The organism is SAR202 cluster bacterium (assembly GCA_016872285.1).
Classification (GTDB): domain Bacteria; phylum Chloroflexota; class Dehalococcoidia; order Lucifugimonadales.
This window is the reverse complement of record VGZZ01000053.1, coordinates 1-16129: the sequence shown is the minus strand read 5'-3', so window position 1 is coordinate 16129 and position 16129 is coordinate 1. Positions and strand designations below refer to the sequence as shown.

Sequence of the window (16129 nt, the reverse complement as noted above, 5' to 3'; positions counted from 1 at the left end):
GCTAACGCCCAGCAGACCAACGTGAGTGTAGCCATCTTCGGCGACAGCAACCAGGCCAACGTCAACGAGGCCGAAGCCAAGAATGAGAATGAGACCGAGCAGAAAATCGAGCATGAGAACGAGTACGAAGGGAATGGTGACGGGGGGTCGGCAGAGCAGCAGAATGTTGGGGCCAACGTTAACGAGACTCAGCAAAAGTCTGAGGCCACGGCCCAGCAGACCAACGTCAGCGTGGCAATCTTCGGCGATAGCAATCAGGCTAACGTCAATACGGCTCAGTCTAAGAACTCCAATGAGACCGAGCAGAAAATTGAGCAGGGAAATGGAGCTTCCGGCAGCGCCACGGATGCCCAGGGTGGCGACGCCGCAGACTGCGACGAAGCGCACCCGCACACCGTCGTCAACTAGTACACCATAGTTATAGTGCAGGTAAACATTGGTGTGGCTGTTATTGGCGACAACAACACCCTGGGCGACATAGAAGTCGTTCAGGTGAACGCGGCAGGAGTCCGGGCCTAGTTTAGAGGGCTGTAAGGGAACCAGACTGGTTCTCTGAACTGCCACGGTTTCTCAAGGGGGTTCCCTAATGTTAGGGGACCCCCTCAATGTTTCAGCCGGCGCAACCTTCCTCAAGCCTTCACCCCTGAGATATAATCGACTTGTCTGCTCTCACAAGACTTCTAAACCTCGCCTCAAATTATTGTCCGCTCGACATTTGCTCAGCCTTATCATGACTTGTGCCGAGCCCATGGACAAACACCCATCCCTAGAAACTAACAAGGAGAGAGGAATGGCTAAAGCTGGCAATGGTAACACGGTTAAGGTCCACTACACCGGCAAGCTGGATGACGGCACGGTCTTCGACTCATCAAAGGATATTGATCCGATTGAGTTCACTCTGGGCGAAGGCCGGATGATTCCCGGATTCGAGGCCGCCATTATGGGGATGGAGGTCGGTGACAGTAAGACCGTCAAGATAGCCTCGGAGCAGGCCTACGGCCCCCATCGAGAGGACAAAATGCTGAAGGTTGACCGTCAGGAGATACCTGCGTCTATTCCTTTGGCCAAGGGTATGAAGCTCCAGGCCCAGGCCCCTAACGGCGAGGTGGTCTATTTTAGCGTCGTCGAGTTTAACGATGCCCAGGTCACCCTGGACGGTAACCACCCCATGGCTGGCAAGACCCTGACCTTTGAGATAGAGCTAGTGTCTGTAAGTTAAAGTCGAGAACACTCAGAGCATGCCTAGACGGAGCCAACTCAATGGCTGCGTTTTGTTATATTTGGAAGACAATAAATGTGCGCCTTGCTCAACGACTACAAATTTTCCATCGTCATCGTCGGCCCTACCGCTGCTGGCAAGAGCGGCCTTGGCTTATGGCTGGCCCAGACCCTCGATGGCGAGATCATCAACGCCGACAGCCGCCAGGTATACCGTGGCATGGACATCGGCACCGCCAAGGCCACCGCCCAGGAGCGCGCCCTCGTCCCCCACCACCTCCTCGATCTCTGCGACCCCGACGAGGACTTCAGCCTCGCCCGCTTTTTAGAGCTAGCCAGGAATGCCATCGAGGACGTGCAGGAAAGGCGTCGATTGCCCATCATCGTCGGCGGCACAGGGCAGTACGTGTGGGCGCTGCTGGAGGGCTGGCGACCCCCCACCGTGCCGCCCAATTCAACCCTTCGCGCCGACCTGGAGTTGCAGCTAAAACAGCGCGGCGTCTGGGCCCTGTACCAGCTCCTGTCCGCCGTCGACCCCGAAGCCGCCCAGCGCACCGACCCTAAAAACCCACGTCGAGTTATTAGGGCCTTGGAAGTGCATCTGACCTCCAAGGGGCAAGCTGTTAGGCCTAAGAAAACCGCTCTTGCGCAAGATGTCCTTATCCTTGGCCTGACGATGCCGCGAAAGGAACTCTACCGGCGCATTGATGAACGGCTGGATGGAATGATGGCTCAGGGATTCCTGGAGGAGGTGCGGCGGATTGTCGAGGCCGGCTACTCTCCATCATTGCCGTCCATGTCCAGCGCCGGCTACAAGGAGTTGGCGGCGCATCTGGCGGGCAAGCTTTCGCTGGATGAGGCGGTACAACGCGCCAAGTACCGCACGCACCAAATCGCGCGCCGGCAGTACAATTGGTTCCGGCTTGATGACCCTAGGATTCGATGGCTGGAGGCTGACGGCGCCGAGTTCGACAAGGCCCTGGCGATAGTCCACGATTTTGTAGCTAATTATGATAAAATACCCGCCGCTGGGAGGTCAGAAGCCCATGAAAGCGACTAAGCCTATCAAGTTCACCAAGATGGAAGGCGCGGGCAACGACTACGTTTATATCGACGCCCGCGCCTTCGACATCGACTGGCCGGAATTGTCCAAGGCTATGAGTGACCGCCACTTCGGCATTGGCGGCGACGGCATTATTCTCCTCAAGAAGTCGGACAAGGCTGACATCCGCATGCGCATGTTCAACGCCGACGGCTCCGAGGGCGAGATGTGCGGCAACGGCATCCGGTGTCTCACTAAGTTCGCCGTCGAGCGCGGCGTCGTCAAGGCCAGCGAGAAGGGCGTTACCGTAGATACCCTGGCGGGAATTCGCACGGTGGTGCCGGTGATGGAGCGCGGCAAGGTGACCCGCGCCCGCGTCGCCATGGGCAAGCCCATCCTCAACCCCGCCGACGTTCCTGTTAAGCCCCAGCCCGGCCAGGGCCGCAAAATCGGCGAGGCTGTTGCCGAACACCCCCTGGCCATCGATGGCGTTAACCTCAAGCTGACCTTCGTGTCCATGGGCAACCCCCACGCCGTCGCCTTCATCGATCAGCCCGTGGACCAGTTCCCCCTTCATACCATCGGCCCCAAGGTAGAGCACCACCCCCTGTTCCCCAAACGGGTCAACTTTGAAATCGTCAATGTCACGGGGCCAAACAAGCTTAGGGTGCGAGTGTGGGAGCGGGGCAGCGGCGAGACCCTGGCCTGCGGCACCGGCGCCTGCGGCGTCGCCGTGGCGTCGAGGCTGCTGGAAAAGACCAAGCCAGGCACTGTTGACATAACACTCCCTGGCGGCACCCTTAACATCGCCTGGGATGGCAAAGGCGAGGTCTATATGGAAGGCCCCGCCACGGAAGTCTTCAGCGGCGAGTGGGATAGGTAACTCTTAAATTCAATAGAGGTATCAGATTTAAATGAAGTTCTCCAACCGTCTCTCCCAGCTTAAACCCTATCCCTTTGTGGAGATCTCCCGCATCATCGCCCAGAAAAAGAAGGAGGGCGTAGAAGTCGTCACCTTCGGTATCGGCGACCCGGACATACCCACGCCCGAGCCTATTATCGAGCGCGCCATCGAGGCCTCCCGCAACCCCGTCAACCACCGCTATCCCGAGACCGACGGCACGCCTGAGGTGCGGCGCGCCATCGCCACCTGGTACAAGAAGCGCTTCGGCATTACAGACCTGGACCCCGATAAAGAGGTCCTCCCCCTCATCGGCGCCAAGGAGGGCATCGGCCACATGGCCTTCTGCTTCCTCGACCCCGGCGACGTGGCCCTCATCCCCGACCCCGCCTACCCCGTCTACGCCGTCGGCACCATGTTCGCCGGCGCTAAGGCCTACACCATGCCCCTTCACGAGGAGAACGGCTGGCTTCCCGATCTCGACGCAATTCCTACTGACGTTGCGCGCGACGCCAAGGTTATGTGGCTCAACTACCCCAACAACCCCACCGCCGCCATCGCGCCCAAGTCCTTCTATGAAAAAGCCATCGCTTACTGCAAAAAGTACGACATCGCCCTTTTGCATGATGCCGCCTACAGCGAGGTGGTTTACGATGGCTACAAGGCGCCCAGCATTCTTGAATTTCCCGGCGCCAAGGACGTAGCCATTGAGTTTCATTCACTGTCCAAGTGCTTCAACATGACGGGCTGGCGCTTCGGCTCCGCCGTCGGCAACGCTGATATGGTCAAGGCCCTGTTCCAGATCAAGTCCAACCTCGATTCAGGCATCCCCCAGGCCATCCAGGAAATGGCTATCGAGGCCATGACCGGCGACCAGAAATACATCGACGAGAACAACACTATATACAAGCGCCGCCGCGATAAAGTCGTTAAAGCGCTAACCCGCCTGGGCCTGCGCATCGTGCCGCCCAAGGCCGCGCTGTACCTCTGGGCGCGCGTGCCCCAGGGCTATGGGTCCGCCGAGTTCGCCGCCGCGCTGCTCCGCGACACCGCTATCGTTGTCACGCCCGGCTCCAGCTACGGCCAGCAGGGCGAGGGCTATATCCGCCTTTCTCTGACCACGCCTGACGAGATGGTGGACAAGGGCATCCAGCGCCTCAATTCGTGGAAACTCCCGCCGCCGGCCAAGAAGAGGTAAGTCATAGCCCGCAACGGTCATTCGACTCGGTCCGAGGCCGAAAAGGCCGTCCTTGTCGGCGCCCAGGTCAAGGGTGCGCGAAGCCTGTGGAGAATCGACGAGTCCCTGGACGAACTATCGCAGCTAGCCCGGACTGTTCGAGTCCAGGTTGTCGGACGTCTGAGCCAGATGCTGGAAAAGCCAACGCCCCATTATCTCGGCAAAGGCAAGCTGCAAGATCTCCGCAGCCTGGTTACTCGACATAACGCAAACGTCGTTATCTTCGACGACGAGCTGACCCCCAGCCAGCAGCGAAACCTGGAAGAGACCCTCCAATCCAACCCAGGCCAGACCCGCGACGTGAAGGTCATCGACCGCACCGCCTTAATCCTCGATATCTTTTCGCGCCACGCCCGCACCCACGAAGGCAAGCTGCAGGTGGAGCTGGCCCAGCACCAGTACCTCCTCCCTCGCCTGGCCGGCCAGTGGTCCCACCTGGAGCGTTTGGGCGGCGGCATCGGCACCCGAGGCCCCGGTGAAAGCCAGCTGGAGACGGACCGCCGCCTCATTCGCAATCGAATCAAGCGCCTCAAGGATGAGTTAGAGCGAGTCGAAGGCCAGCGCCAGCAGCACCGCGCCCATCGCCGCAAGTCGGGCATCCCCACGGCGTCGCTGGTGGGCTACACCAACGCCGGCAAGAGCACGCTGTTCAACGCCCTGTCCCGCGCCGACGTCGCCGCCGAGGACAAGCTCTTCGCCACCCTGGGCCCGGTGACGCGACGCGTCCGCCTCCCCTCCGGCGACGACGTGCTTCTGACCGACACCGTCGGCTTCATCCAGAAACTCCCTCCGACTCTCGTGTCCGCCTTCCACGCCACCCTGGAAGGGCTTCAGGACTCGGACCTTTTACTTCACATAATCGATATATCGAATCCCAAGGCCCCAGAGCAGGCCCAGGTGGTGGAGGACGTGCTGCAGGGCCTCGGCATGAAAGACAAGCCCAAGCTGCTAGTGCTAAACAAGACCGACCTACTGATAGCCTCCAACGGTCTCGACAATGATGCCAATGATAGTGGGCCATCGCCATCCAACCCCGGGGAAAACGGTCTCGGCGTTTCTCTTGGCCTCTCTGACCGATATCCCACCGTCCTGGTGTCGGCGGCCCAAGGATGGAACCTCGACGGTCTGCTGGAGGCCGTTCAGGAACTGCTGGTGAAGGAATGGACGGCCCAAAGGGTCTGAGGGGCCTCTACGGGGCTTGTGGGAAGAGTTAGACTTGGCCTCCACCTCCTAAGCCTCCCTTGGCACCTTTCCTAACCCTCGATTTTAATCTGCGGCCTTTCTGGCTGGTTCGCACAATAAATGTTATGTAAGTTACTCTTTGAAGCCCCGGGACAGTTTACATAAATTTATAGGGCCTTCTCCATCCTGCGCTCTACTTCTTCGGCGCCAGAAAGCAGCCCGTTAGATGGTCATTGACCATTCCCGCGGCCTGCATGAAGGCGTAGCAGATCGTCGGCCCCACAAACTTGAACCCCCGCTTTCTAAGGTCGCGGGACATTGCTTCGGACTCGGGCGTCTGGGCAGGTAGGTTTGCCAGTGTAAGAACACCTCGCCTTCTCAGGGTACGGTTCCCCATGAATCCCCAGATGTAGCGGTCAAAGCTGCCGAACTCCTTTTGGACCTCCAAAAATCGGCTGGCGTTGTTAATGGCGGAGTCTATCTTCAATCGATTTCGCACAATGCCATCGTCGGCCATCAGCCGCGCCCTGTCCTTCTCCCCAAAGGCCGCCACTTTCGCCGGAACAAAGCCGGCAAAGGCGCGGCGGTAACCTTCCCGTTTATGGAGAATGGTCCGCCAAGAGAGCCCGGCCTGCGCGCCATCCAGCACCAGGAATTCGAACCAGAGCCTGTCATCGTGGACTGGCACGCCCCACTCCTCATCGTGGTAGCGCATCATCAATGGGTCCTCTGGCCCGCCGAAGCATCGTACTATCGAAGAAGGTTTCTCCAAGCTCTCTTACCTCCTGGCCCTTGGTATCACAAACCTCAGGGCGGTATGGGTTGCCGAAAAACTCGCCACCTTGTTGTCCGTCAGGCCGGCGGCGCGACCGGCGGAGAGGACATCGTTCTCGGTAATCTGACGTTGCCCCTTTGGATAGACCAGCCATAGGCCTCCGGCGGGCTTTAATCCTACCTTTGCCCTTTCGATGGCCTCCAAGCCTGCCCTATCCTCCACCCCTATGAAAATAACGTCGGCGTCGCCATGCCCTATTTTCTCGCCCACCTTGGCTGCCCTCGACCTCAAATCCCGAAGGAACGCCTCGTCTTTAATCCCCAGCGCCGTCACAGTTATCCCTGGCTTGACGCCAAGCTTATCCAAAAGGCTCGGCGGGTTCTTTATCTTGCGTTCCCACTTCTCGGCATACGCCCCCAGCTCGAAGACCGCCTCGCCGTCTCCGGACGAGACGACTCTCAGCCGGCCATCCCGCGCTTCCAGCGCCGTTATTTTGGCGAAGGGTATGCTCAGCCGCGAGTCGCCGCGAAAGATAATTCTGTCCGACTCCAGCAGCGCCTTGCCAGTGGACGACTTTCCTTTATACGTCAGTGTGCAAGCGGCTTCTTGGCCCATAGCTCTTAGCCTGGAACATCGCCTGGCGGTGCTGTAAATTTATGTAAAGTCGGCACACTCGGCAAACCCCAGTCCAAACGTAGGCGTATGATACAATAAGCCTTCATTTCCAAGCTAATTCGGAGCCTGAACTTGCGTCTTTCTAAATACCTCCCCTGGTCCGTGGCCGCCATTGCCCTGCTTCTTCTTGCGGTGGAGGTGGTGAGCTGCAATCTCCGCCCAGGCTCCGACGTGGACGTCCCCAGGGGTATGTCCGAGGAGTTCAAGCCCTTCTTTGAGACTTACTCGGCCATCAAGAGGCAGCATGTAGACAGGGAAGCCCTCGACAACGCCGCCTTGGCCGAGGGCGCGATTCGCGGCATGCTCCAAGCCCTGGACGACCCCTATGCCACCTATCTCGATAAAAACGACTTCGAGGTGGGGCTAGGCAGGTTCCGGGGTTCCTTCGAGGGCATCGGCGCAGAGGTCGCCAATCGCCAGGGCAGCACAGTTATCGTCGCAGCCTTCCCGGGCTCGCCCGCCGAAAAAGCCGGCATCCGCTCCGGCGATGTCATCCTGGAGGTCGACGGCTCCAGCACCGAGGGCCTCAGCGTCATCGAAGTCGTCACCAAGATTCGCGGCGCCAAAGGCACTCCGGTCAGGCTCCTGGTGCTGCATCGCGGAGATGCAGACCCCGTGGCCCTGGATATAGTCCGCGACGTTATTGCCACACCCACGGTCAGACACGAGGTCATTGAAGGCGACCTCTTATATATCCGTGTCTCTACCTTCGGCGAGACCACCAAGGATGAGCTGATTAAAGCCTTCGAGCAGTCCGAAGCCGTCGGCGCCAAGGGTATGCTCATAGACCTGCGCAACAATCCTGGCGGCTACGTCAGCTCCGCCATTGATGTTACCAGCCAGTTTTTGAAGGACGGCCTGGTCTTTTACCAGGTGGACGGGCAAGGGCAGCGGGAGGAGCATCCGGTCGTCAGCGGTGGTCAGGCCACCGATGACATTATCACCGTGCTGGTCAATGAGTTCAGCGCCAGCGCCAGCGAGATCTTCGCTGGGGCTATGCGGGATCACCAGCGCGCGCTGCTGGTAGGGACCAAGACCTTCGGCAAGGGCAGCGTCAACCTTCAGTACCCCCTTAGCGGTGGTGCCGGCGTCTACTTCACCGTCGCCCACTGGTACACCCCTGGCGGCAGCCTTATCGAGGGCCAGGGCATCGCTCCCAACATAGAGGTCCACAATAAGCGCGATTCCGACGAGGACTTGCAGCTCATGCGGGCCATAGAGGTCTTGCGAGAACGCATCCAGCAGGGGGACTCCTATGGACTCGGAGGGTCGTAGCGCCTCCTTTAACCGCCAGGCCTTCCACGACTACGACATACTAGAGCGTTTCGAGGCCGGCCTGGTGCTAACCGGCACCGAGATCAAGTCCATCCGGTCCGGCCGCGCCGACCTGCGCGGCAGCTTCGCCAAGTCGGAGCAGGGCGAACTGTGGCTCCACGGCATGCACATCGCCCCCTACGAGCACGGCGGACGATATAACCAGGACCCCAAGCGCCCCCGAAAACTTTTGCTGCGCCGCGACCAGATCAAGGAGATACGGGCCAAGCTGGAGCAAAAGGGGCTGGCCGTGGTGCCGATTAAACTTTATGTAAAGCGAGGCTGGGCCAAGGTGGAGCTGGGCCTGGCCCGCGGCAAGAAGAAGTACGACAAACGCCGCGACATCATAGACCGCGCCCTGGAGCGGGAGGCCCAGCGGGCCGTGAGGCAGCGAGTCTAGCCGTAACCTCTAGACTTCTGTGCGTAAATAAGCGATAATATACATGTAAACTTTGGGGACGAGTGGCTTCGACAGGGGACGGTCCTGAAGGATTGCAAGCCGAGGCGCCGTCATTCACCTCGTTAAAAGGCGGCAAAAAAGTAACTGGCGAAAGAGAATTCGCTCTCGCTGCCTAATTAGGCAGCGACGTCTCCCCCGGCTAATCCTGGGTGCTGGGGGTAAGGCGCAATAGACCGGGATGCTGTCCAGCTAACGTCGGTAGGCTGGGCCTAAGATTACCGGCTGGCCTGCCCAGCACCCCGCCGGTGGGGGGCTGAAAGGGCGAGATTTAAAGCACCGGATAAGCTTGTAGCATATCCTCTTGGGGTCTCTCTTGGACGCGGAGTTCAACCCTCCGCCGTCTCCACCATGAATATTCTGGCCTCCCGTATAATCGGGAGGCCCTCTTATTGACTAAAGGAACGTTGTCCTGCACCCTACTACGCCTTCACGCCCTCCGGCATCAGCGCCTCCGCCACCCCTATCATGCTGTCGCGAGTAACCAGCTTGGCCAGCTCGGCCTCGCCCATGGCGTAGGTGCCGCGAGGCCGCCTAGGGATAACCATGTACCGGACCTCGGCGGTGCTGTCCAGCACCTTCAACTGCATCGACGGCGGCAGCTCCAGCCCGAACTCTTTCAGCACGCCGCGAGGGTCCACCACCACGCGAGAACGGTACGCCAGGCTCTTATACCAGTCGGGCGGGCGGCCGAGAAGCCATCGAGGGTAGCAGGAGCACAGCGTGCAGACAACGACGTGGTGCGTCTCCTCGGTGTTCTCCACCACCACCAGGTCCGGCAGCCCGCCGGCCAAGTCGTAGCCCATCTCTTTAATCGCCGTCTTGGAGTCAGTCATCAAACGACGCCGAAACTTGGGATACAACCACGCCCTGGCCACCACCCGCGCGCCATCGGCGGGGGTGCGCGTCTCCATCTCGGCCACCGCGCGGGTGACCTCGTCGGGCGTGCAAATCCCCTTCTCCACCAGCGCCGACTCCAGGGCCTTCACGCGCAGGGCGTAGTAGCTCAACTCCTGGTCCTTGCTCATTCCCTGATGAGCTTTGGGCGATTCGTGGTCATGCCCGTGCCCGTCATGATCATGCCCATGATGATCATTGCCGTGATGTTTACTTGCCATAGACTTTTCTCCTCAGGCTGGTTCCAGCCAGTGTTCAAAGATATCGACGCAAAGGTTATCGCTGTCGGGACCTCCGTAGGAGGTCCACAGGTCTTTCTGGCGAAACTGGACTAGATACAACTGCACCGCGGGCTCACCGCTGCCGCCGTAGGCCAGACTCTCGGGGTTGGTATAGGCGCCGTGGGCCTTCACCACCACCCCCGACTTCCCCTTGACGTACCATGGCGTGCGGTGGTGTCCTTTGTGTTCCCTCGACGACACCCTGACGCGGTCGCCCGCCTTGAACTTGGTGCTAGTTTGCGCGGCCATGCGATTACCTCGTCTGGCCCTTCATTCGCCGGTCTAAATCCGCCTTGGACACCAAGCCCTTCTCCACCAGTATCGCCTCCACCGCCTCCGCCCACTTGGCGTAATACTCAATCGACTCGTACTTCTCCCTCGGCAAAGCCTCTATAGCCCGGCGCATCTCGTCGGTCTTCAGCAGCCCCTTGCGCGCCAATACTGCCCGAAGCCCGTCGATGCGCACCTCCCAGTCCTGTATCGGGTGGTCTGACTTTTCGATAGGCTTGTCGAAGGGCACGCCGCCCCTGTCGTGGACTGCCGGCATAACGCCTCCCCGGTTCCGTAGCGATGGTCTCATTTTGTATTCTTCGCCGATAAAAAACAAGGTTGAGTTTACACCCAACCCCATCTTTATAGGCTTTCACTCCCCTTTGAGCGCTTGGTTCTAATCGAGGACCGCTATGGTTGCAAGGACTGTCAGCCACCGAGAATATTCCTTCCCCCTTGATGGGGGAAGGCGCAGGATGAGGGTGAAACTCTAGCACTACAACCCTTTATCAGTGCCACCTGCCATTACTTTTCCCCTCCTCGAGGTAAGCACCTTGATGCTGTCAAATCACGAAATCCCAATAGCGTCGTGAGGGAGAGCCAGAGAGGGGTCGGGGATGTCATGGGTTAGGACTCGCGCCATCACAGGTGAACAAAGCAAGGCTGGGATCATCGCCCAGCCTTGCTTTCATTTTTAACTCTATTGGTTACTTCGCTTCCGCCGCCGCCTTAAGCGCCTTGGCCTTATCAGTCTTTTCCCACGGCACGTTCAATTCCACACGCCCGAAATGGCCGTAAGCCGCCAGGTCGCTATAGATGGGACGCCGCAGGTTCAGGTCGCGGATAATGGCGGCAGGCCGCAGGTCAAAGTGTTTCGGTATCAGCTCCTGTATCCTGTCCACCGACACCTTCTCGGTGCCAAAGGTCTCGACGCTGATGGATATGGGATGCGCCACGCCTATGGCATACGACACCTGCACCTCCGCCCGGTCCGCCAGCCCCGCCGCGACGATGTTCTTGGCCACATATCGCGCAGCGTAGGCGCCGGAGCGGTCCACCTTCGTGGGGTCTTTCCCCGAAAACGCGCCGCCGCCGTGACGGGCCAGGCCGCCGTAGGTGTCCACCAGTATCTTGCGCCCCGTCAGCCCCGTGTCCCCCGCCGGCCCGCCGATGACGAACCGCCCGCTGGGGTTGATGTAATACTTGGTGTCTTTATCAACCAGGTTGGCGGGCAGGGTCGGCTTGATGACCTGCTCCATAATATCCTTTTTCAACTGCTCCATCGGCACCTCAGGCGAATGCTGGGCGCTGATAACTACCGTGTGGACTCGCTTGGGGACGCCCTTGTGGTATTCAACCGTCACTTGCGACTTGCCGTCAGGCCACAGGTAGGGCAGCGCGCCCTCTTTTCGCACCAGGGCCAGCCTTTTGACCAGCCGGTGCGACAGCGCCACGGGCAGGGGCATCATCTCCGGCGTCTCGTTGCAGGCGAAGCCCACCATCATCCCCTGGTCCCCCGCGCCGATGAGATCCAAGGGGTCGACCCCATCATTATTGTTGGTCCGCACCTCCAGGGCCGTGCTGACGGCTGTGGAGATGTCCTTGGACTGCTCCTGTATCGCCACCATGACGCCGCAGCTTTTAAAATCGATGCCGTACTCCGGCTTAGTGTACCCTGCCTTCTTCAGTGTCTCCCTCACAATGCTAGGAACGTCAACATATGTGTCGGTGGTGACCTCCCCCATGACCACCACCAGCCCGTTGGTGGTAGAGGTCTCGCAGGCGACGCGAGCCGTGGGGTCGTTGCGAAGGATGGCGTCCAACACGGCGTCGGACACCTGGTCGCACAGCTTGTCCGGATGGCCCTCCGTCACCGACTCGGAGGTCAGCAGGTACTTCTTAGCATTCATGAAGGTAGTGGACATTTATCAGATGCTCCTTTTTATGTTCCTTCTTGCCAGCTTTGCAGGTACTTGGCCTGCTCCGGGGAAAGGGTATCGATGTCGATTCCCATGGATTGCAGCTTCAGCCTTCCAACCTCGTTATCCATCTCCTTGGGCACGGGATAGACCTGAGGCTTGAGCCCGGCCTTGTTTTGCGATAGGTATTCCACGCTCAACGCCTGGTTGGCGAAGCTCATGTCCATGACGCTGGACGGGTGGCCCTCCGCCGCCGCCAGGTTCACCAGCCGCCCATCGCCCAGCAGGTACAGCTTGCGCTCATCCTTCAAGCTGTACTCTCTAACAAAGGGCCGTACCTCTCGCTTGGACGCCGCCATACTTTCCAACGACGGTATGTCGATCTCGACGTTGAAATGGCCGCTGTTGGCCAGTATGGCGCCGCTGCGCATCCGCTCCATGTGCTTCTTGCCGATGGTCTTGAGCCCGCCCGTGACGGTGATAAAAATGTCCCCCACCTTAGCCGCCTCCAGGCTCGGCATGACGGTAAAGCCGTCCATCACCGCCTCCAGGGCCTTCACCGGGTCCACCTCCGTCACGATGACGCTGGCTCCCATGCCTCGCGCTCGATTGGCGACGCCCCGGCCGCACCAACCATAGCCCATCACCACCACCTTCCGCCCCGCCCAGAGGACGTTGGTGGCGCGCGTAATGCCGTCCAGGGTGCTTTGGCCCGTGCCGTATCGATTGTCGAAGAGATGCTTTGTGTCCGCCTCGTTGACCGCGACGATGGGATACCGCAGCTTGCCGTCCTTAGCCATGGCCCGCAATCGAATGACCCCCGTCGTCGTCTCCTCGGTCCCGCCGATGACATCCTCGATTAGCTCCTGCCGCTCCTGGTGGATGGTGGCCACCAGGTCAGCGCCGTCATCCATGGTTATCTGCGGACGGTTGTCCAGGGCCGCACGAATGTGGCTGTAATAGGTCTTGTCGTCCTCGCCCTTGATGGCGAAGGTAGGAATGCCGTACTCCTTCACCAGGGCTGCGGCCACGTCGTCCTGAGTGCTCAGGGGGTTGCTCGCGCACAGCGCCAACTGCGCGCCGCCCGCCTTCAGCGTCAGCGCCAGGTTGGCCGTTTCGCTGGTGACGTGTAAGCACGCCGCAATCCGCACGCCCTTCAGCGGCTTCTCTTTGGCGAACCGCTCTCGAATTAAATTCAACACCGGCATGTCCTGGCCGGCCCACTGGATATGGTCAACGCCGCCAGCCGCCAGCTTTGGGTCTTTGATATCACCTTTTAGTTTGCTTACCAAGTTACTTCTCCGCTCCTTATTTGGTTCCCTTCTCGAATCGTCCGTTCCTCCCGCGCCAGGGCAGGCCCTCCCCGGCCTTCAGCTCTTCAAAGCTGGTCAGGGCCGTGAAGGCCCGAAAGCGCGACTGCAGCGCGTCGTAGTCCAGGGACAGTAGCCGGTCGGCGCTAAGGCTTTCGACGACAAAGGACCCCATGACCGACCCCAGCACCGTCGCCCGCCTGAACCCGCGATGGCTTAAATTGCCCGTCGACGCCAGGTAGCCCATGAACCCGCCGGCGAAAGTGTCGCCTGCGCCCGTGGGGTCTACCACCGTGTCGAGGGGAAACGCAGGCGCGGCGAAAACGGAATCTTTTGTCACCAGCAGCACCCCATGCTCCCCGCGCTTCGCCACTACAGTCTTCGGCCCCTGGCCCATAATAGCCCGCGCCGCTTTCACCAGATTGGACTCGCGGGCATAGGAACGCACCTCGCCTTCGTCCATGAACACCACATCCACCGAGCCGATGACTTTAGCCAGGGCATCTCGCTTGCCCTCAATCCAGAAGTTCATCGTGTCCATCCCCACCAGCTTGGGTCGTCGCTCCATCTGACCCAGGACCTCCATCTGCAACACCGGGTCAATGTTCGCCAGGAACAGATAGTCTTTACGCCGGTGTTCCGGCCTTAGCTTCGGCTTGAACCCTGCGAAGACGTTTAGCTGGGTGTCCAGCGTATCCCGCGAGTTCACGTCCTCGTGCCGGTAGCGGCCCGACCATCGGAAGGTCTTGCCCTCGGCTACTTCCAGCCCTGATGTGTCTACCTTGTGGTCGCCCAACAACTTTAGATGCGCCTCGCGAAAGTCCTTGCCGACCACCGCCACCAGCGACACCTCGGTGAATCGGCTGGCCGACAGCGAGAAGTAGGTGGCGGAGCCGCCCAGCAGGTCCTTGCCGGACGCTACCGGCGTGCTGACAGTGTCGTACCCCACGGAACCGACGACTAGTACGCTCAACCTCTTCTCCTACTGGCCATAGTCAGTGGGCAGGTTGTTGTTGATCCAGTTGGGCGTGCCGTCCTCGATGTTATAGAGGATCTCCTGCGGCAGCCCCATGGACGCCGCAATCTCACACGCCAGCCCGCTGCGGACGCCGGCGGCGCAGATAAACAGCAGTTTCTTATTTTTCGGCAGTTCGTCGATGCGATCGGGCAGATCATCTATAGGAATGTGGACAGCGCCTCGGACGTGGCCGCTGACCCACTCGTCGTGCCTCCTCACATCGATGACCGCGGCCTTGCCCTTTTCTTTGTCCAGGATGGCCTTGGCCTCCCCAGAGTCCACACGAAGATACGGTTCGCCGGGTTCTTGTCTGGGCATAGCTCCCCCTTTACCTCACGTACTTTCCAATGATAGGCGCCATATTCTTCTTAAAATCGTCCGGTATCTGCTCGCGCGTGGTGATGATGGCGTCCTTCAGCGCTTCTCCGCAGCCGCAGTTGCGGCCCCTGGGAATCTTCGGAATCAGGTCTTTCAGCACCCGCTGGGACACCGACCCGTTTTTCAAAAGATTCGCCACCACCATCTCCACCGTCACCACCTCCGTGGCCTCCCGCCAGCAGTCATAGTCGGTGACGCAGGCCAGCGTCGAATAGCAGATCTCGGCCTCCCGCGCCAGCTTGGCCTCCGGCAGGGCCGTCATGCCGATAATATCCGCTCCCCATTGGCGGTACATGTTCGACTCGGCTCGAGTCGAAAAAGCCGGGCCCTCCATCACCACCATCGTGCCGCCGGCATGCGCCCGCGCGCCCGTCGCCGACGCGGTCTTGTACAGCAACTCGCTCATAGTTGGACAGAAAGGGTCCGAGAAGGCGATGTGCGCCACCACGTCCTTATCAAAAAAGGTGCTATCTCGATGGTACGTCCTATCGATCAGCTGGTGCGGCACCACCAAATCCAACGGCCTGAGCTCTTCCCGCAGGCTTCCCACTGCGCTGACCGATATGATGCGCTCCACCCCCAGAGTCTTCAGCGCGTAAATGTTGGCCTTTACCGGCAGGTTGGTTGGCATGATGCGGTGGCCCCGCCCGTGTCGAGGCAAAAATGCCACTCGCTCACCCTCCAGAGTCCCAAGCGTAATCGAATCGCTGGACTTGCCGAAGGGCGTGTCAATTTTTATTTCTTGAATGCCGGTCAGCCCCTCCATCTTGTAGAGGCCGCTGCCGCCGATTATCCCGATTCGCGCTTGCGCCATGTCTTTTCCTACCGTCCCACCGCTGCCTTGGCCCCCGCCACCGCCTTCGCCAGGTTGGCGGTGTAAGGCTCGCGGATGACGCCTTCTTCCGTGACGATGGCCGCGATATATTTGTGCGGCGTCACGTCAAAGGACGGGTTGCGTATGCCAATACCCTCGGCGGCGGTGCGCACTCCATTCAGGTGCGTCACCTCCGCCGCGTTTCGCTCCTCAATGGGAATCTGGTCGCCAGTAGCAATATTCAAGTCCACTGTGCTGGTAGGCGCCGCCACATAAAACGGTATGCCGTTCTCTTTCGCCAGCACCGCCAAGGTATATGTCCCAATTTTGTTAGCCGTGTCCCCGTTGGCCGCGATTCGGTCCGCCCCCACAATCACCGCCTGCACGGCCTTCTCTCGCATCACCAGCCCCGCCGCCGAGTCCACTACCATAGTGGCGGGT

The 16129-nt window shown here is 59.9% G+C and carries 18 protein-coding genes and 1 other RNA gene; 8 read left to right on the top strand and 11 right to left on the bottom strand.

The annotated features are described in order from the left end of the window. Nucleotides 1-790 precede the first annotated feature (790 nt). The 5 genes from FJ320_11440 to hflX all read left to right on the top strand — a co-directional run bounded on the left by FJ320_11440 (nt 791) and on the right by hflX (nt 5580). Nucleotides 791-1219, top strand: coding sequence for a peptidylprolyl isomerase (locus FJ320_11440; GenBank protein MBM3926569.1), 429 nt, complete (start codon nt 791-793; stop codon nt 1217-1219). A gap of 75 nt (nt 1220-1294) precedes the next feature. After that, a complete protein-coding gene (gene miaA, locus FJ320_11435; protein MBM3926568.1) occupies nt 1295-2278 on the top strand; it encodes a tRNA (adenosine(37)-N6)-dimethylallyltransferase MiaA in 984 nt (327 codons plus the stop codon). 4 nt (nt 2279-2282) lie between these two features. Further along, nucleotides 2283-3143 carry a diaminopimelate epimerase gene (locus FJ320_11430; GenBank protein MBM3926567.1) on the top strand — a complete coding sequence of 287 codons (861 nt, stop codon included), beginning with the start codon at nt 2283-2285 and terminating at the stop codon, nt 3141-3143. A 31-nt stretch (nt 3144-3174) separates the two neighbouring features. Next, nucleotides 3175-4359 (top strand): aminotransferase class I/II-fold pyridoxal phosphate-dependent enzyme, encoded by a 1185-nt coding sequence (locus FJ320_11425; protein MBM3926566.1) that lies wholly within the window; start codon nt 3175-3177, stop codon nt 4357-4359. A 3-nt stretch (nt 4360-4362) separates the two neighbouring features. Then, the gene (hflX, locus tag FJ320_11420; protein ID MBM3926565.1) at nt 4363-5580 is read left to right on the top strand and encodes a GTPase HflX; all 1218 of its coding nucleotides are present in this window, start codon (nt 4363-4365) and stop codon (nt 5578-5580) included. 193 nt (nt 5581-5773) lie between these two features. Here the strand turns inward: hflX and FJ320_11415 are convergent, their stop codons facing one another. Together FJ320_11415 and FJ320_11410 are read right to left on the bottom strand one after the other, a co-directional pair. Next, nucleotides 5774-6298, bottom strand: coding sequence for a DNA-3-methyladenine glycosylase I (locus tag FJ320_11415; GenBank protein MBM3926564.1), 525 nt, complete (start codon nt 6296-6298; stop codon nt 5774-5776). Nucleotides 6299-6358: 60 nt separating this feature from the next. Then, nucleotides 6359-6970 (bottom strand): DUF3052 family protein, encoded by a 612-nt coding sequence (locus FJ320_11410; GenBank protein MBM3926563.1) that lies wholly within the window; start codon nt 6968-6970, stop codon nt 6359-6361. Between the two features lie 132 nt (nt 6971-7102). Here FJ320_11410 and FJ320_11405 point away from each other — a divergent pair, with 132 nt between their 5' ends. From FJ320_11405 to ssrA, 3 genes are all read left to right on the top strand, one after another. Continuing rightward, nucleotides 7103-8305, top strand: a complete 1203-nt coding sequence (locus FJ320_11405; GenBank protein ID MBM3926562.1) for a S41 family peptidase — start codon at nt 7103-7105, stop codon at nt 8303-8305. Next, nucleotides 8286-8744, top strand: a complete 459-nt coding sequence (smpB, locus tag FJ320_11400; protein ID MBM3926561.1) for an SsrA-binding protein SmpB — start codon at nt 8286-8288, stop codon at nt 8742-8744. The genes FJ320_11405 and smpB overlap by 20 nt, the downstream gene beginning before the upstream one ends. A 54-nt stretch (nt 8745-8798) precedes the next feature. Continuing rightward, nucleotides 8799-9153, top strand: a transfer-messenger RNA (tmRNA) gene (gene ssrA / locus FJ320_11395). Nucleotides 9154-9223: 70 nt separating this feature from the next. Here the strand turns inward: ssrA and FJ320_11390 are convergent. The 9 genes from FJ320_11390 to FJ320_11350 all read right to left on the bottom strand — a co-directional run. Further along, complete coding sequence (locus FJ320_11390; protein ID MBM3926560.1) at nt 9224-9919, bottom strand: nitrile hydratase subunit alpha; 696 nt, start codon at nt 9917-9919, stop codon at nt 9224-9226. Nucleotides 9920-9931: 12 nt separating this feature from the next. Then, nucleotides 9932-10228 (bottom strand): nitrile hydratase subunit beta, encoded by a 297-nt coding sequence (locus FJ320_11385; protein ID MBM3926559.1) that lies wholly within the window; start codon nt 10226-10228, stop codon nt 9932-9934. A 4-nt stretch (nt 10229-10232) separates the two neighbouring features. Further along, nucleotides 10233-10610: a nitrile hydratase subunit beta gene (locus FJ320_11380; protein MBM3926558.1), complete on the bottom strand. Its 378-nt coding sequence runs from the start codon at nt 10608-10610 to the stop codon at nt 10233-10235. Nucleotides 10611-10956: 346 nt separating this feature from the next. Next, a complete protein-coding gene (locus tag FJ320_11375) occupies nt 10957-12159 on the bottom strand; it encodes a methionine adenosyltransferase (GenBank protein MBM3926557.1) in 1203 nt (400 codons plus the stop codon). Between the two features lie 32 nt (nt 12160-12191). Beyond that, a complete protein-coding gene (locus FJ320_11370) occupies nt 12192-13460 on the bottom strand; it encodes an adenosylhomocysteinase (GenBank protein ID MBM3926556.1) in 1269 nt (422 codons plus the stop codon). 16 nt (nt 13461-13476) lie between these two features. Further along, nucleotides 13477-14451, bottom strand: coding sequence for a sugar kinase (locus FJ320_11365; protein ID MBM3926555.1), 975 nt, complete (start codon nt 14449-14451; stop codon nt 13477-13479). 9 nt (nt 14452-14460) lie between these two features. Continuing rightward, on the bottom strand, nt 14461-14814 hold the full coding sequence (locus tag FJ320_11360; GenBank protein MBM3926554.1) for a rhodanese-like domain-containing protein: 354 nt from the start codon (nt 14812-14814) through the stop codon (nt 14461-14463). A 10-nt stretch (nt 14815-14824) separates the two neighbouring features. Further along, complete coding sequence (mtnP, locus tag FJ320_11355) at nt 14825-15688, bottom strand: S-methyl-5'-thioadenosine phosphorylase (protein MBM3926553.1); 864 nt, start codon at nt 15686-15688, stop codon at nt 14825-14827. A gap of 8 nt (nt 15689-15696) precedes the next feature. After that, nucleotides 15697-16129, bottom strand: a 433-nt coding sequence (locus FJ320_11350; protein MBM3926552.1) for an S-methyl-5-thioribose-1-phosphate isomerase, incomplete at its 5' end; no start/stop codon positions are given.

Excerpts from the sequence above, each read along its gene's own strand:
- miaA (MBM3926568.1), top strand. The coding sequence starts at position 1,295 with ATGTGCGCCTTGCTCAACGACTACAAATTTTCCATCGTCATCGTCGGC.
- FJ320_11360 (MBM3926554.1), bottom strand. The coding sequence starts at position 14,814 with ATGCCCAGACAAGAACCCGGCGAACCGTATCTTCGTGTGGACTCTGGG.
- FJ320_11390 (MBM3926560.1), bottom strand. The coding sequence starts at position 9,919 with ATGGCAAGTAAACATCACGGCAATGATCATCATGGGCATGATCATGAC.
- FJ320_11440 (MBM3926569.1), top strand. The coding sequence starts at position 791 with ATGGCTAAAGCTGGCAATGGTAACACGGTTAAGGTCCACTACACCGGC.
- FJ320_11415 (MBM3926564.1), bottom strand. The coding sequence starts at position 6,298 with ATGATGCGCTACCACGATGAGGAGTGGGGCGTGCCAGTCCACGATGAC.
- FJ320_11380 (MBM3926558.1), bottom strand. The coding sequence starts at position 10,610 with ATGGGGTTGGGTGTAAACTCAACCTTGTTTTTTATCGGCGAAGAATAC.
- FJ320_11425 (MBM3926566.1), top strand. The coding sequence starts at position 3,175 with ATGAAGTTCTCCAACCGTCTCTCCCAGCTTAAACCCTATCCCTTTGTG.
- FJ320_11375 (MBM3926557.1), bottom strand. The coding sequence starts at position 12,159 with ATGAATGCTAAGAAGTACCTGCTGACCTCCGAGTCGGTGACGGAGGGC.
- FJ320_11410 (MBM3926563.1), bottom strand. The coding sequence starts at position 6,970 with ATGGGCCAAGAAGCCGCTTGCACACTGACGTATAAAGGAAAGTCGTCC.
- smpB (MBM3926561.1), top strand. The coding sequence starts at position 8,286 with ATGGACTCGGAGGGTCGTAGCGCCTCCTTTAACCGCCAGGCCTTCCAC.
- FJ320_11385 (MBM3926559.1), bottom strand. The coding sequence starts at position 10,228 with ATGGCCGCGCAAACTAGCACCAAGTTCAAGGCGGGCGACCGCGTCAGG.
- mtnP (MBM3926553.1), bottom strand. The coding sequence starts at position 15,688 with ATGGCGCAAGCGCGAATCGGGATAATCGGCGGCAGCGGCCTCTACAAG.